Source organism: Thermofilum uzonense, assembly GCF_000993805.1.
Taxonomy (GTDB): Archaea; Thermoproteota; Thermoprotei; order Thermofilales; family Thermofilaceae; genus Thermofilum; species Thermofilum uzonense.
On the sequence record NZ_CP009961.1, the window covers coordinates 509,389 to 522,643 of the forward strand.

Annotated in this window: 10 protein-coding genes; 2 read left to right on the forward strand and 8 right to left on the reverse strand. The window is 44.7% G+C overall.

Translation table 11 applies throughout. From position 1 onward, the window contains the following. Window positions 1-12 precede the first annotated feature (12 nt). Complete coding sequence (locus tag MA03_RS02670) at window positions 13-1,635, reverse strand: ABC transporter substrate-binding protein (protein ID WP_219731647.1); 1,623 nt, start codon at window positions 1,633-1,635, stop codon at window positions 13-15. A gap of 215 nt (window positions 1,636-1,850) precedes the next feature. On the opposite strand from MA03_RS02670, the gene pcp reads away from it, so the two are divergent. Next, complete coding sequence (gene pcp / locus MA03_RS02675; RefSeq protein WP_236944919.1) at window positions 1,851-2,504, forward strand: pyroglutamyl-peptidase I; 654 nt, start codon at window positions 1,851-1,853, stop codon at window positions 2,502-2,504. A 3-nt stretch (window positions 2,505-2,507) separates the two neighbouring features. Here pcp and MA03_RS02680 read toward each other — a convergent pair whose 3' ends face one another. The 7 genes from MA03_RS02680 to MA03_RS02710 form a co-directional block, all read right to left on the reverse strand. After that, window positions 2,508-3,374 carry a cation diffusion facilitator family transporter gene (locus MA03_RS02680; RefSeq protein ID WP_191118692.1) on the reverse strand — a complete coding sequence of 289 codons (867 nt, stop codon included), beginning with the start codon at window positions 3,372-3,374 and terminating at the stop codon, window positions 2,508-2,510. Window positions 3,375-3,453: 79 nt separating this feature from the next. Then, window positions 3,454-4,500 carry an ABC transporter ATP-binding protein gene (locus MA03_RS02685; protein WP_052883794.1) on the reverse strand — a complete coding sequence of 349 codons (1,047 nt, stop codon included), beginning with the start codon at window positions 4,498-4,500 and terminating at the stop codon, window positions 3,454-3,456. A 16-nt stretch (window positions 4,501-4,516) separates the two neighbouring features. Beyond that, complete coding sequence (locus tag MA03_RS02690; RefSeq protein ID WP_191118693.1) at window positions 4,517-5,320, reverse strand: carbohydrate ABC transporter permease; 804 nt, start codon at window positions 5,318-5,320, stop codon at window positions 4,517-4,519. Continuing rightward, complete coding sequence (locus MA03_RS02695) at window positions 5,308-6,174, reverse strand: carbohydrate ABC transporter permease (RefSeq protein WP_052883796.1); 867 nt, start codon at window positions 6,172-6,174, stop codon at window positions 5,308-5,310. The genes MA03_RS02690 and MA03_RS02695 overlap by 13 nt, the downstream gene beginning before the upstream one ends. A 29-nt stretch (window positions 6,175-6,203) precedes the next feature. Then, the gene (locus tag MA03_RS02700) at window positions 6,204-7,508 is read right to left on the reverse strand and encodes an extracellular solute-binding protein (protein ID WP_052883797.1); all 1,305 of its coding nucleotides are present in this window, start codon (window positions 7,506-7,508) and stop codon (window positions 6,204-6,206) included. Window positions 7,509-7,664: 156 nt separating this feature from the next. Next, the gene (locus MA03_RS02705; RefSeq protein WP_052883798.1) at window positions 7,665-9,122 is read right to left on the reverse strand and encodes an MFS transporter; all 1,458 of its coding nucleotides are present in this window, start codon (window positions 9,120-9,122) and stop codon (window positions 7,665-7,667) included. A gap of 201 nt (window positions 9,123-9,323) precedes the next feature. Continuing rightward, window positions 9,324-10,634 (reverse strand): hypothetical protein, encoded by a 1,311-nt coding sequence (locus tag MA03_RS02710; RefSeq protein ID WP_052883799.1) that lies wholly within the window; start codon window positions 10,632-10,634, stop codon window positions 9,324-9,326. A gap of 57 nt (window positions 10,635-10,691) precedes the next feature. Between MA03_RS02710 and MA03_RS02715 the strand changes: the two genes are divergently transcribed. After that, window positions 10,692-13,163, forward strand: a complete 2,472-nt coding sequence (locus MA03_RS02715; RefSeq protein WP_052883800.1) for a hypothetical protein — start codon at window positions 10,692-10,694, stop codon at window positions 13,161-13,163. Window positions 13,164-13,255: the final 92 nt, after the last annotated feature.

Genomic DNA, 13,255 nt, shown 5'->3' on the forward strand with positions numbered 1-13,255 from the left:
GAAAAATCTCGTTCAGCCGCTTACCTCAGCGTAGATCAGCCAGTACCTGAATATCTGCGAGTAGTCGAGGACTATCCCCTTCACGTTCTTCTGTGCAACCGCGAACTGCCCCTCCTGCCACAAGGGTATTATCGGTGCATCTTCAGCGGCTATGTCCTGTATCTGGGCTAGCGTCTTAATCCTCTGCTCCGTGGGCTGGAGCACCTGCTCGTCGATCAGCTTGTCAATCGTGGGGTTCTTGTAGTTCACGTGTAGCCAACCGTTAGCCCCTGAGTGGTAGAAGGGCCTGACATAGTTGTCGGAGTCGAGGAAGTCTGGGAACCAGCCGAGAAGCCAGACCGCTATCTTCTCCTGCTTGAAGAGCGACCTATAGGTGGCCCAGTCGGCGCTCTTAAGGTCCACCTTGATCATGCCGCTCACCTCTAGGTTCTGCTTTATGATGGCCGCTATGTCTGGCTCGGCGGGCGTGTACCTGACCGGGGTGTACCAGAGCTCCATCTTTAATGGGTTGGACTCGCTGAAGCCGGCCTGCACTAGGAGTTGTCTCGCCGCCTGGACGTTAGGCTTGTCACCGTACCTTTCCTTGAAGCTATCCTTGTGGCCCAAGAAGCCTATCGGGACCATACTGTAAAGGGGCTGCGCGAAGGTCCCCATATAGACGGTGTTCACGATCTGGTTCCTGTCTATCAGGTAGGCTATAGCCTGCCGAACCCTCTTATCGTTGAACGGCTCCTTGTTGACGTTTATCACCATGTAGCGGATCGGGGCTATTCCAGGCCCGCTAACCACCTGTAGCGCACCCTTAGCCATTATGTCCTTGACGTCCGCTGGGGAGAGCGTCCTGAAGGCCACGTCCACCTCCCCGTTCTCGACAGCCAGCCTGAGAGACTGGGCATCCTTGTAGAACCTTATAATCACGCGCTCGGTCTTAGGCTTCTCACCGTAGTAGTTGGGGTTGGCGACGAGCTCGATATACTCCCCCGGCTTCCAGCTGGCGAGCTTGTAGGGGCCTATCATGTCTACGGTATTTGGCGGCTTCACGACATCCATCGGGGTAGTCTTCGGGTTCACGGGGAAAGCAACCCACGTTGCGAGGAGCGACTTAACGTATGTTTCCTCGAAGGGCTGCTTAAGGTATACGCGCACAGTGTCGCTGGAGATAGCCTCCGCCTTCTCGATCAAGTCGCCGATTAGAAAGGCGGGGTCCTGGTTGAGCTTTATCGTCCTCTCCCAGGACCACACGACAGCCTGGGCCGTTAAGGGTGTCCCGTCCTGGAACTTGGCATCGGTGCGTATCTTTATGTCCCATACCTTCCTGTCAGGGCTAACTGTGTAGCTGACGGCGAGCTTGTTTACCAGCTTTGCAGTTCCAGGCTCATATGCGAAGAGCCCCTCGCCCATGTTCTGTATTATGTTAACCCCGAGGTAGTCGTATGCCTCGCAAGGGTCGAGAGTCGTTTGAACATTGTCGGTGGTGCCAATAACTATGACGTTCTTAACTCTCGGAGCTTTCGGGGCAAGGAGGAAGTAGGCCGCTATAACAGCTACCACAGCTATAAGCGCTACAGCCACTGCTAGTGTTGTCTTTTTAGAGCCGGGTTTAGCCATAGCACTCGACAGCCTTAATTTACACATTTAAAGTTACTTAGCAATTTTATGAAAGAAATTCTTTATAATATAACAAACAAGGCTAATACATTCAAGTAACTCTGTCCTAACTCGGTTGAAAACAAAAATTTTTCACGTGTAAAGAGCTCCTGACAAGGCTTTCCGTCCAAGATACAGGTTTCAAAACTAGCCAGCGCAAGAATCACCCCTCCCTGATAAGAGAATCACTAAGAGTTACCTTTATGTCTAGACCCCCTATAGAAGCCCTTGTGAAAATAATAGTTTCAGGCTTCGAGCCCTTCGGCGGGGACAAAACAAACTCTTCATGGGAAGCCGTGAAGCTCTTACCCGACTCTCTAGAAGGAGCCGAGGTTGTTAAAGTACAGCTACCCGTTAGCTTCAGAAAGGTAAAGGATTTGATACCACTCATCCTCGAGGAACACAAGCCCACACTTCTCCTTCTAACTGGTCAGGCCAGTGGAATCAGCTCTCTACACGTCGAGCGCGTGGCTATAAACGTGATGGACGCCAGGATAGCGGACAACGATAACTACAAGCCAGAGGACGAGCCCATCTACCCGGGGGCGCCTGCAGCCTACTTCGCCACGATACCAGTCAAAAGGGCTGTTGAGAGCATTAGGGCCGCCGGCGTCCCTGCAGCTGTCTCAAACAGCGCTGGAACCTTTGTATGCAACGCCGCGATGTACACGGCTCTACACTACGTTGAATCAGTCAAGATGGGTACACTAGTAGGCTTCGTGCATGTCCCTGCTAGTCCTCTGCAAGCCCTACAGGGTAATATCCCCTCAATGGCTCCGGGTCTCGCAGCTAGAGGCATAGAAGCCTGTATAAAAGCCTGTATTCAATACCAGCGAACCATTACCGGGGACCTGTAACCCTCAGCCATGGCTTGGAGCCGGCTCAACGTGAATGGTTAGGTCGACTCTTCCTTCAAAACGCCTCTCTATACTCTTCTCAAGCTCGTCGCACAAGCGGTGGGCCTCCTCGACGCTGAGGTGTGGATCCACCTCCAGGTGAAGGTCAGCGTAGATCCTTTCCCCTACGACCCTAGCTCTCAGAGCGTGCACCCCCTTTACTCCATGAATCCTCATTGCTTCCTCTCTGATCGCGTCGAGCACCTCTGAAGGTGGACTAGTGTCTATAATCTGGGATCTGAGATCCTGGAGCGTCTCATAGATGAAGTATGAGACCATTCCGAGAATTATTATCGTTGCAGCGAGGTCATAGTATGCTGAAAAGAGCGAGCCAAGTGTAACTCCGGCGAGGGTTGTAACACCCTCTGCGACGTCTAGGCTCACGTGCCTGGATTCAGCCAGGGCAATCTGGCTTCCCCTGCCGTGGACGCGAAGCAGGGACGAGACCAAGGCGTTTAGCAGGATAGATACCACTGCGAAAGCTATCCCTATCTTATCAACGAGCTCCGGCTCACCATGCGCAAGCCTGTCAACAGCCATAAAGCCGACGAAGCTGAAGGTTGCGGCCATGAGTAGAAGGATTAGAATCGAGCCATAGACCTCGAACCTCACATGACCATAAGGGTGTTTCTCGTCAGGCGGCTTCCGGCTCCGCTTGTAATAATGGTAAGCAATACCAGAGCTGGCAACGTTAAGGATAGAGTCACTGCCATCCGCTAGCAGCGCCGTGCTGCCCGAAAGGAGACCACCCAGTATCTTGACCAGGCTTACCGCTGCGTTCCCGAGCATGGCGGCGAGAAAAATCCGTCCTAGTTTGCCTTCATTTTCCAACGTGTACACCTCAGTCTAGCTTAAACCCGCTTAGAGAGAATTTAGAAATAAGGCTTTTATTTTTTATTTATTATGGAGGCTAAACGATCTCCTCTATCCTGGTAGTACTCTCATCCTCGCCGAAGAAGTAAAGCCTCCTGGGAAGTATCCTTATAGTTGTGTCGGCCTGAATCCTGGACTGTGAGAATATCTTTGCAGGCCTATCTAATCCTAGATCCACGACATAGACCCATTTCTCCCCCCTGAACTCTCCGCCCAACACCCTGACGGGGATCCCCCTTGTGTCAGAGATGGCAGTGTGTTCGGGCCGGAACCCGAAAAGCTTTTCTCCCGTGGAAACCTTAACCCCTAGCTGTTCCTGAATGATGCCGGCCAGCCTGTCGTTTAGCGGTAGGACGTTCATGCCGCCTATGAATTCCGCCACATAGGCGTTTACAGGGTGCTCGTATATCTTCTCAGGAGCATCGTACTGGATGAACCTACCCTTTCTTAGGAGTGCTACGCGATCCGCTAGGGACATTGCCTCCTCCTGGTCGTGTGTAGCCATTATAGTCGTAATCCCTACCTTCTTGACGAGAACCTTTAGCTCCCACCTCACGCTGGCTCTCAGAGCAGGATCGATGTTGCTGAAAGGCTCGTCCATGAGTAGGAGCTTCGGCTCCTTTACAATAGCCCTCGCAACAGCTACACGTTGTTGCTGTCCACCAGAAAGCTGTGAAGGCTTGTGGTCGAGCACGTGACTTATCCTGAGCATTTCTGCAACCTCCAATACCCTCTTCTTGACCTCATTCTCCGGAAGCTTCCGCATGCGAAGCGGGAATGCTATATTGTCGAAAGCCGTCATGTGTGGGTAAAGCGCGTAGTTTTGGAAGACGTATCCAATATCCCTCTTCTCGGGAGGGATGTACGTTTTACCTGAGTCGTCTACAACCTCTCCGTCTATGATGACTCTGCCCTTGTCTGGCCTAACGACGCCAGATATTATGTTCAGGATTGTGCTTTTTCCCTCTCCGCTTGCCCCAAGAACTACAAGGAACTCGTTTTTCTCAGCGCTCAGGCTTATCTCTTCTAAGACCCTGTTTTTACCATAGCTTTTTGTTACTCCTTCAAGTTCAACCATTCCCATGCTCTACCACCTCCCATTACCCCTTAATACCACCCGTTATAGCCTTTGAAATGTTCTTTTGAACAAAGGTTACAAACAGCAAGGCTGGTATGATGCTGAGTATGTTTGCGGCCGCCATGATACCCCACTCGACAACATACTCGCTGGTCACCATCTGTCCGAGCACCACGGCCGCGGTTTGAAGCCTGCTGCTTGAGACCATGACGCTCGAATACATGTATTCATTCCACAAGTTCAGGTAATTCATAATCACCACCGATATGATCCCCGGGATGGAGACCGGGAGAATAATATGCCTCAGACGGTCGAAACTGCCGGCCCCGTCGAGGCGCGCGGCAACCTCTATTTCCCGAGGCAAATCCAGGAAAAACGATGTTAAAAGCCAAATAGTGTAGGGGAGCGTGTAGACCTGGTAGCTGAGGGCTACGCCTAGGGGCGTGTTGGTGAGCTTGAGCCTCCAGAGCCAGTCGTATATTGGGACGAGGAGGCTACCCGGGGGCACGGATTTTGCAAGGATCACTAGCGCGACTGTTGCAGCCCAGACCTCATACCTTATGGGTAGCCTCGCTATCGCATAAGATGTCGGGATAGCCAGGACAAGGGAGATTATAACAGCTAGAGTGATGAACACAAACGTGTTAAACATGTTTTGCTGAAATCCCAGCTTCTCTATAACGTAGGCGTAATTCGATAGCGTTGGGTGCTGGGGCGGTATCGTGTATTCACCTGGTGGAAGGAAGCTTATGAGGACGAGAGCGCCTAAAGGCACTATGACGGATAACAGGAGTACTACCAAGATGAGGTCGTTCACCGACGCCATCCTTTTATCACCATAATCATGTACGGGACAATAACAGTCATGGCTAGCAAGATGAATATAACAGACATGGAGGAGCCCAAGCCTATCTCTAGGCCTCTCACACCACGGTTATAGATTTGAAGCTCCAAGGTTTCCGTGGCTATCCCTGGCCCACCCCGCGTTAAGAGCTGTACCTTAGCGAATATCCTGAAGGCGTCTATGAGGCGAAGGAGTACGACAGCCATTATAATGTTCTTTGTAAGTGGAAGAAGTATCTTTAGAGTCATGCTCAGCTTGCTCGCCCCGTCTATACGTGCAGCTGTAATGATCTCGTTCGGGACAGTTGACAAACCGGCCAGTATTATTATCATAACGAAGGGAGTCATCTGCCACATATCCATCAGTATTATTGTTGGCATGGCCCACGTGGGATCGTTGAGCGGGTCTATAGGCGCGAAACCAAAGGTTTTCAAGAACATGTTGACGAGCCCATACTCCGGGTGAAACATGAATCTCCATAGGACTACAACGTTCACCGCGGGAAGCAGCATGGGGACTAAGAGGAACGGTAGGAAGAGATACCGGTACTTGCTCCAGTAGAGAAGGACGGCTAGAAGAATGCCGTAGAGTATCTCTAGGGTCGTCGCCACTACTACGAAGTACAACGTGTTTACGATGGCGGTCCTAAAGATCACGTCATTGGTGAGAAGGTCGACAAAATTTTTCAGACCGACATAGGTGGGCTCAGTGAATCCCAGCTTGTACCTGTAGAACGACATGTAGACAGAGTAGCTTATCGCGAAGATGAAGACCATTAAGCCGAGAAGTCCAGGAAGCAAAAAAATCTCGTTTCGTATGCCAGTCTTCTTACTCATACCTATTTCACATGCTTCTAAGCAATGCCTTAAGACTTAACAGCCGAGGTTACCTTAACCATTTCCTCATAAGCCTTAGTAATCGCCTCCTCTGCGCTTATCTGGCCCAAGAGTCCCATGTAGAGATACGTTCCAACGTTTTCAGCCATGTCTCCCCATAGCGGGTTTGTTCTGACTGGTTTGACGACTCTAATGATGTCCAGGAATTTGTCTGCCAGCCTTACCTTAGCCTTGTAGTCGGGATCCGTAAATACGTTCAGCCTGGTTGGCGGTAGTCCTGCCTCTATCGCAGCCCTCTTCTGGGCCTCGAAGCTCGTGGTGACCTTCACGTATTCGATAGCGGCGTCAGGGTTCGTTGTATATGAAGAAGCAGCCATATACCAGACTCCAGACTGTGCACCGAAGGACACCTTCTGGCGCGGGTATGGCATTATGTCGATCTTCCCGACAACCTGTGACTTCTGCGGGTTGTCAATGTCTGAGATCCAGCCGTTCCAGACTACTCCTATGGCCACCTCTCCCCTTAGAATAGCCTCGCTGTACTCTGCAAGGCTGCCAAACTCGGTCATCCTCGGGTGAGAGTACTTCTTTAACTCCTTGAAGAACTCTAGCGCGTCGATGGCCTCCTGGCTCTTGAGCGCAGGGGTGATACCGTCGTCTGCGAAGTATCTCCCACCGAACGGGTAAAGTATCGCTGGGAAGGTGTCCTGTGCGATAGAGGTTCCTTTAACAGAGTATGCGCCGAACCCGTAGAGCTTGACACCGGTATCCGTGTACTTGCTTTTGACCTTCTTGGCTATCCGGAGCACGTCGTCCCAGGTTTCGGGTGGAGACTCTCCCAGGTCCTTTAGGATGTCCGTGCGGTAGAAGAGGAAGTTCGCGTTCCCAGTGATGGCCTGCGCATATGTCTTGCCCCCCACGGTGGGCCAGCTCTTGAGGAAGTCTGGATAGTTTGAAAGGTCTGGGTTATCGATGGGCATCAGCCAGCCGTTCTGTATGAACATGTGGATCCAGGGCTCGTCAATGTAGAGCACGTCGTAGTCGCTCGACTTGTTCCTCATGGATAGTATGATAGTCTGATACTCGTCGGTATAGCCCTTGGGGACATAGTCTAAAGTCACATCGGGATACTTCTTGCTGAAGGTGTCCATTAGGTTCCTGTTGATGGTCTCGTGGTAACCACTCCTACCCAGGATCGTTAGCTTTCCAGAAATCTTCTTGGGTTTTGACGGCTGTGTTGAGGGTGTCTGAGAAAGCCAGTAATAGATCCCGCCCGCCGCTGCTGCTAGAGCTACTCCTCCTACGAGGTAGATGAACTGACGCCTGGTGACCATTTTTCCACCGGCATAGAGTTTTACTTGAATCAAACTTATAAACTTTACTTAAATGATTAATAAATGCATAACATATGTCACTTACTTACTCTATTTGGTTATATATTAAAAATAAAAAGATGAAAACTAAAGAGAAATTATGAGTTCCAGGTGAAGCTACCTAATACTTGACTTAACCCTGCTGAACGAGAATATCGCCGCTGAGAGGTTGACTATCCCGAGGATGCGGAACGTCTCTCCTATGGCTAAGGCCAACGACCTACGTCCACTGTCCAGGGTTGCCTGGTCTAGCTCGGCTGATATCAGGAGTTTCGTTATAAGGCTATATGATAGCCTGCTAGACAGGAGCAGGACCGAGATGTTTAGGCTCAGCGTGAGGCCCAGGTTGAATAAGACATTCCTGAGTGCTGAGGCTATCCCCCTCCTGTGCTCGGGGACGGAGGACATTATCGCGCTGTTGTTGGGCGAGATGAAGAGGCCGTTCCCAGCTCCTAGGAGTGCAGATCCAAGCGCGAAGACATGGTAAGGCGTAGACAGGGTGAGGCCGGAGAGTATGAACAGCGCGGCACTTCCTATGAGTAGGCCTGCAATGGAGAAGTACACGTATCCGTACTTGTCCGAGAGCTTCCCGCTCAACAGGCTGAAGACGAGGAAGGAAAGCTCGTAGGGAAGAATGAGTAGACCGGTGCCAGCCGCGGAGACGCCCTTCCCGACCTCAAAGTACAGCGTGAATAAGAGCATCACGGAGCCGAAGGCTATAGCGTTGAGGAACTGTGCTATGACCCCGCCCGTAAAGCCCCATACCCGGAAGAGCCTAAGGTCTAGCAGGGGGTGCCTTGATCTTAGCTCCCACAACCCGAAGACTACTAGTGAGACTAGAGACGAGGACAACAAGATGTTCACTATCCTCCTATACGACAAGCCGTATGCCTCGAAGGTTAGCGCCAACAGGATAGACACCATGAAGGCCGTGAAAGCTAGGAAGCCTGGCCAGTCCATCTTCTTGGCCTCGACAGGCCTGTACGTCTCCCTTAGAGCCTTTAACCCCCACCAGGATGCTAGAAGGCCCACGGGGACGTTTATCCAAAAGATATACCTCCAGTCCAAGAGTCCTATGATGAGTCCTCCAAGCGTCAAGCCAAGGAGCGAGCCCATCCTGAAGGCCAGAGCGTTTATGCTCAATGCAAAGGCGAGAGGGCCCCCCGCAGCGGCATCCGTAACAATTGCCGCGCTAACAGTCCCCAGTATACCTCCCCCAAGCCCTTGAAGGAAACGTGTAGAGATAAGCATCTCCGGGGAGGTCGATGTCCCGGCTAGAAGGGACCCGATCGTGAAGACCAGGAATCCCGCGACGTAGAGCTTTACCCGGCCGTAGAGGTCTGCTAGACGACCCACGAGCAGCAGCATCAACGTGCTCCCTAGCATGTATGCCTGGGTGAACCATAGTGCCTGCTCTATGTCAGCGTGGAGCGCCTTAGCCACAGCGTCTAAGCCCACCACTACTATGCGTGTGTCTAGCCCGGCCATGAATGCGCCTATAGTAGTTACGGAGAGCACTGTCCAAAGGTACTTCCTATCAACAGCTCCGGGCTTGCGTGTCTGTACTGCCTCCATTAAGGTCGTTTTCCCGCTATGCCGGCAGACTGTATAAAGTTTATTATATATAGTTAAAATAAAAATTGTTGTGTCTTAAAGAAACTATGGAGGAGCCTCAGACCCCTCCGGCTACCAACATATATGCTATACTCCTCTGTTCCCAGACCCGTAGCCGTTACGAGTTAAACTAGGGTACAACGCTTTTCTGTAAAGAAGAGATTATAATTTTGAAAAGGAAGACTGAAAGATAGATTGTAAAAGTAATTTTCTATCAACTATTTCATCGCTTTTTCTACCAAGAATTGCCAAATATCCTTCTTTCTGGGCTAAGGCATCTAGTAAATCACAAGATAATATTCCGATTACATCTTTAACATAAACCAATTTTCCCTCATACAATCCATATCCTAAATATCTTGAAGGTATTGCCTCTAATTTTTTTTCAAAATCCTCTAAAAACATTCCTTCTTTTTGAGCAAGCTTTCTAACATAATCTTTATCGATTATTTTTAATTTTCTCCCTTCGGGAATAGCAACAACCCTTCTTCTCCAGTAAGAAATTGTATAAGGAGTAAGTAAAGTCTCTTCAGGATTTTCAATTTCTATTGTTTTATTCTCCACATTTTCTTTATATTTTTCTATAACATATTCAGGAATATTTTCTGAATCAATCTTTATGTTATATAAAATTTCTCTAATTTCTTTTTCGTCGAATTTTCTCTTTTCTATTCCTGAAAGATAAATTTGAGCTTCATAAAGAAATTTTCTTAAAAATCTTGGTAAGTATGGCCAAGATTTTTCCAAGTATTTTGAAAGTAAGGGGGCTGCTAAACCAAATTCTAATGTACTAATTGCGGCTGAAGTTGGAGACCTTAAAAAATAGTACAAAGAAATAGCGTTATTCAAATACTTTCTAGTTCTCTCGCTCGAAATTTTAGAAGAAATGTATCTTAAAGATTGATAAGGAATGGGAAAGGAAAGCAAGTAAAGTAAAGGAGCTAATGGATTTTGAGTAGCAAGATAAAGTTCTAATGAAGTTAAAGCATAAAAAAGATAAATTAATTTTCTGCTTTCTTTCCAAATTTTTTCTTGATATGCTTTTTCAATTTTTTTCCATTCTTCTGGGATTAATCCATATTTCTCGTAAATTTCATTCTTTTCTTTAATTAGCTTTCTCCTTTCAAATGGGTTTTTAGGCAATGGTTCATTTAAAATTTCAATTTCTTTTTCGGAAATTCCCCTCCTTTTAAAAACTTCTTGAATTAGTATGGGGAATGGAGGAAGATTTCTTTCCACCAAATCTTCCTCTTCTTTATTTAAAGAAAGAAAAATTGGATTTAAGTTGGAAGAAATCAATCCATATTTCAATTTTTCTTCTTCTGAAGGAAGGGAATTATATGCCTTTAGTGCGCTTAAACCTTCAATCGTTTGTTTGAATAATGGATGATTAGAATATAGTATTGCAAAAGAAAACCTATCTTCTTCTGAAAATTTTTGCCAAGAGTTTAATAAAGCTTCAGTGTCACTCATTTTATCACTAATAGATAGTAAAAAAATTTTAAATCCTTTTTTCTTTTAATTAAAGATATGAAAGTGAAAAGTTATTTTAAAGAGCTTTTTAAAGAACATTTACCTAGAAAAGAATTGAGGGAAGAATTAGGGTTAACAACAAATTTTATACAAGAAGAAAATAAAATTGGGAAAAATTTAGCTGGAGATTTATTGGTAACTTTGCCTTGGATTGTTGGGGGAGCTTTAACAGTAATAGGAGCTGCTTTTGCTTATGATTATTTTATTAGAGATAAAGAAGCACCAGAAATTGAAAGTTTAAAATATAAAGATAGGGTTTTTAAAAGAGAAAATCAAGAATTTTTTGCTTGTGTAAAAGAGAAAAATCCTGAAAAATATGCTATTTTAAATTTAAACAATACAAAAATTGAAATTCCTTTTGATGAAAAAGATTCTTGTTATAAAATTTCTTTTGATCCTAGTAAATATTGGTCTAAAGAGGGAATTGTTAAAGGAGAATTGATTGTTCCTGATAAATATAACAATATAAGTAAGGAAAATGTTAGCTTTTTTGTTAATTTGGAAAGTCCAAAAATTGAAGGTTTAGACATTAATAGAAAAGATGTTGGAATTTATGAAATTTCTGGTTTGATAAAAGATGATAATTTAGAAAATGCTTTTCTTTTGATTGATAATAATAGAATTGATTTGAATAAGAATGGGAATAATTTTTATTCTGAAATTAAAACTCTGAAAGATCTTGAATTTAAGCTTTGTGCTTTTGATAAATTTAATTTAAGCTCTTGTGTTAATGGGAAAATTGAATTTAGTCAAGATAATCCAAATGTTTATTATGCTTTGAATAAGGGGTTAAATCAAAGTTATATTGATTTAATTAAACCTTTGGATAATGATGGAAAACAAGATTTGAATGAAAGGGAATTTGTTGATTTATTGTCAGAATACCAGAAGTTTTTAGTAATTCCAACTTATTTGAATTATTTAAGAAATCAAACCTCTGATGGAATTATAAGCAATGAAGAATTGAATTATTCAAAGAATTTTTCTTCTCTTGTTGAGAGGTTGTATGAAAATGTATTAAAAGGGAAAATTGATGAGTTGAAAGTTAAAGCAAATAATGCTCCAGATAAATGGGAAGCTGAAGAGATATTAAAAAAAGCTAGAATTTTGGAAGAAATTTTAAATAAAAGAATTGTTGATAATTCAACAATTAATGTTCTTGATTATTCTTCTTCTCTTGGATTAAAATTAAATTTTGATAGAGAATTAGCTAGTAATGCTACTGCTAAAGTTTTAGGTTATTATGGGATTGCTGTTGTTGAGAGAAAATTGCCTGAAGAATTTGATGCAATAAGTTTATTGACAAAAGCAACTCAAGATAAAATTTATGGGGAAAATATTGTTGATTTTGAGCCAATTGTTATAAATGATGCTGCCAATAGAACAATTTTAATTGGGAGTTTAGATATAGGAAGAGATACATGGATGCTTGCTCATTTGCTTAAAGAAAGACCTTATTTAGTTGAGCAGCCAAAAAAATATGAATGGATTAATAGAATGATCCAAGAAGTTGCTTATGATATTTTTGATGATGAATATTCCCTTAATTCAAGATGGATTGAACCACACAGCGGAAAAGAACATTTACCAGAGAATGTTACTCCAACTAATAAGGAAGTTTGGGAAGTAATTTTAGGATTTCATGATTATATGGATAAATTGCCTGAAAAACTTAAGAAAGATAATTTGCCAATAGTTTTTCCTTATTATGATTCTGATTTATTGAAAAGTCAAATTAATGATAAAGTTGGTAGAACTATTGCTTTGTTTTTATTAGCTAAATTGCCAAATGCAACTTATGATTGGAGTAGAGAAGAGATTGTTCCTGGAATGGAAGGAATAAGAGTTTTTCTTAAACAATTGCCATGGATATATGAAGAAATGAAAAATGCGTGGAAAGATCCAAACTCTGAAGGATATAAGAATGCTATGGTTGCATATAAAATGTGGCTTAATGATAGATTTGTGCATGGAATGAAAAATACGGTTAAACAATTTTCTGGTACTTGGCCTTTTGAGCAACCAGGAACTATAGATGATTTCTTGAATAAAAATTGGGAGAATTGGAAATTTGCTAAATTCCCATATGCTTATATGAGAGGCCGTGGATCTTATGGACCAGATTTTAATATAAAAAATTATGGAGAGTGGGAAATGTATGATGATGGCTTGCCTTTAGCTTACAAAGCTTTTGGAATACCATTAGGAGAAATGTATGGTGATGGAACTAGTGGTAATTTGGGTGGTCCTGGAAATTATTTTTTCAGGGAGTTTGCAATTTATGGAATACCAGATTCAATAATAAATTCTTTACTTAATGAAAGAAGTCTTGGAAGAATAGCTGTTGGATATGGAAATGGGATTTCTTTAACGTCTTGTATAGACGGATTTGAAAAAGATAGTGGTTATCAAATATATGAATGGTTTAGACACACTCCTATTTATCTTTGGAAAAAAGGAAAAAGCTAAATTAAAATTTTTAGCTAATGCATAAGTAGCTAGCAGTTTGATTGTTGTATATAGTTCCAAGAGATACACATTGGCCTATATCAGTACCACCG

Excerpts from the sequence above, each read along its gene's own strand:
- MA03_RS02690 (WP_191118693.1), bottom strand. The coding sequence starts at position 5,320 with ATGGCGTCGGTGAACGACCTCATCTTGGTAGTACTCCTGTTATCCGTC.
- MA03_RS02705 (WP_052883798.1), bottom strand. The coding sequence starts at position 9,122 with ATGGAGGCAGTACAGACACGCAAGCCCGGAGCTGTTGATAGGAAGTAC.
- MA03_RS02700 (WP_052883797.1), bottom strand. The coding sequence starts at position 7,508 with ATGGTCACCAGGCGTCAGTTCATCTACCTCGTAGGAGGAGTAGCTCTA.
- MA03_RS02670 (WP_219731647.1), bottom strand. The coding sequence starts at position 1,635 with ATGTGTAAATTAAGGCTGTCGAGTGCTATGGCTAAACCCGGCTCTAAA.
- MA03_RS02695 (WP_052883796.1), bottom strand. The coding sequence starts at position 6,174 with ATGAGTAAGAAGACTGGCATACGAAACGAGATTTTTTTGCTTCCTGGA.
- MA03_RS02710 (WP_052883799.1), bottom strand. The coding sequence starts at position 10,634 with ATGAGTGACACTGAAGCTTTATTAAACTCTTGGCAAAAATTTTCAGAA.
- pcp (WP_236944919.1), top strand. The coding sequence starts at position 1,851 with ATGTCTAGACCCCCTATAGAAGCCCTTGTGAAAATAATAGTTTCAGGC.
- MA03_RS02715 (WP_052883800.1), top strand. The coding sequence starts at position 10,692 with ATGAAAGTGAAAAGTTATTTTAAAGAGCTTTTTAAAGAACATTTACCT.
- MA03_RS02685 (WP_052883794.1), bottom strand. The coding sequence starts at position 4,500 with ATGGGAATGGTTGAACTTGAAGGAGTAACAAAAAGCTATGGTAAAAAC.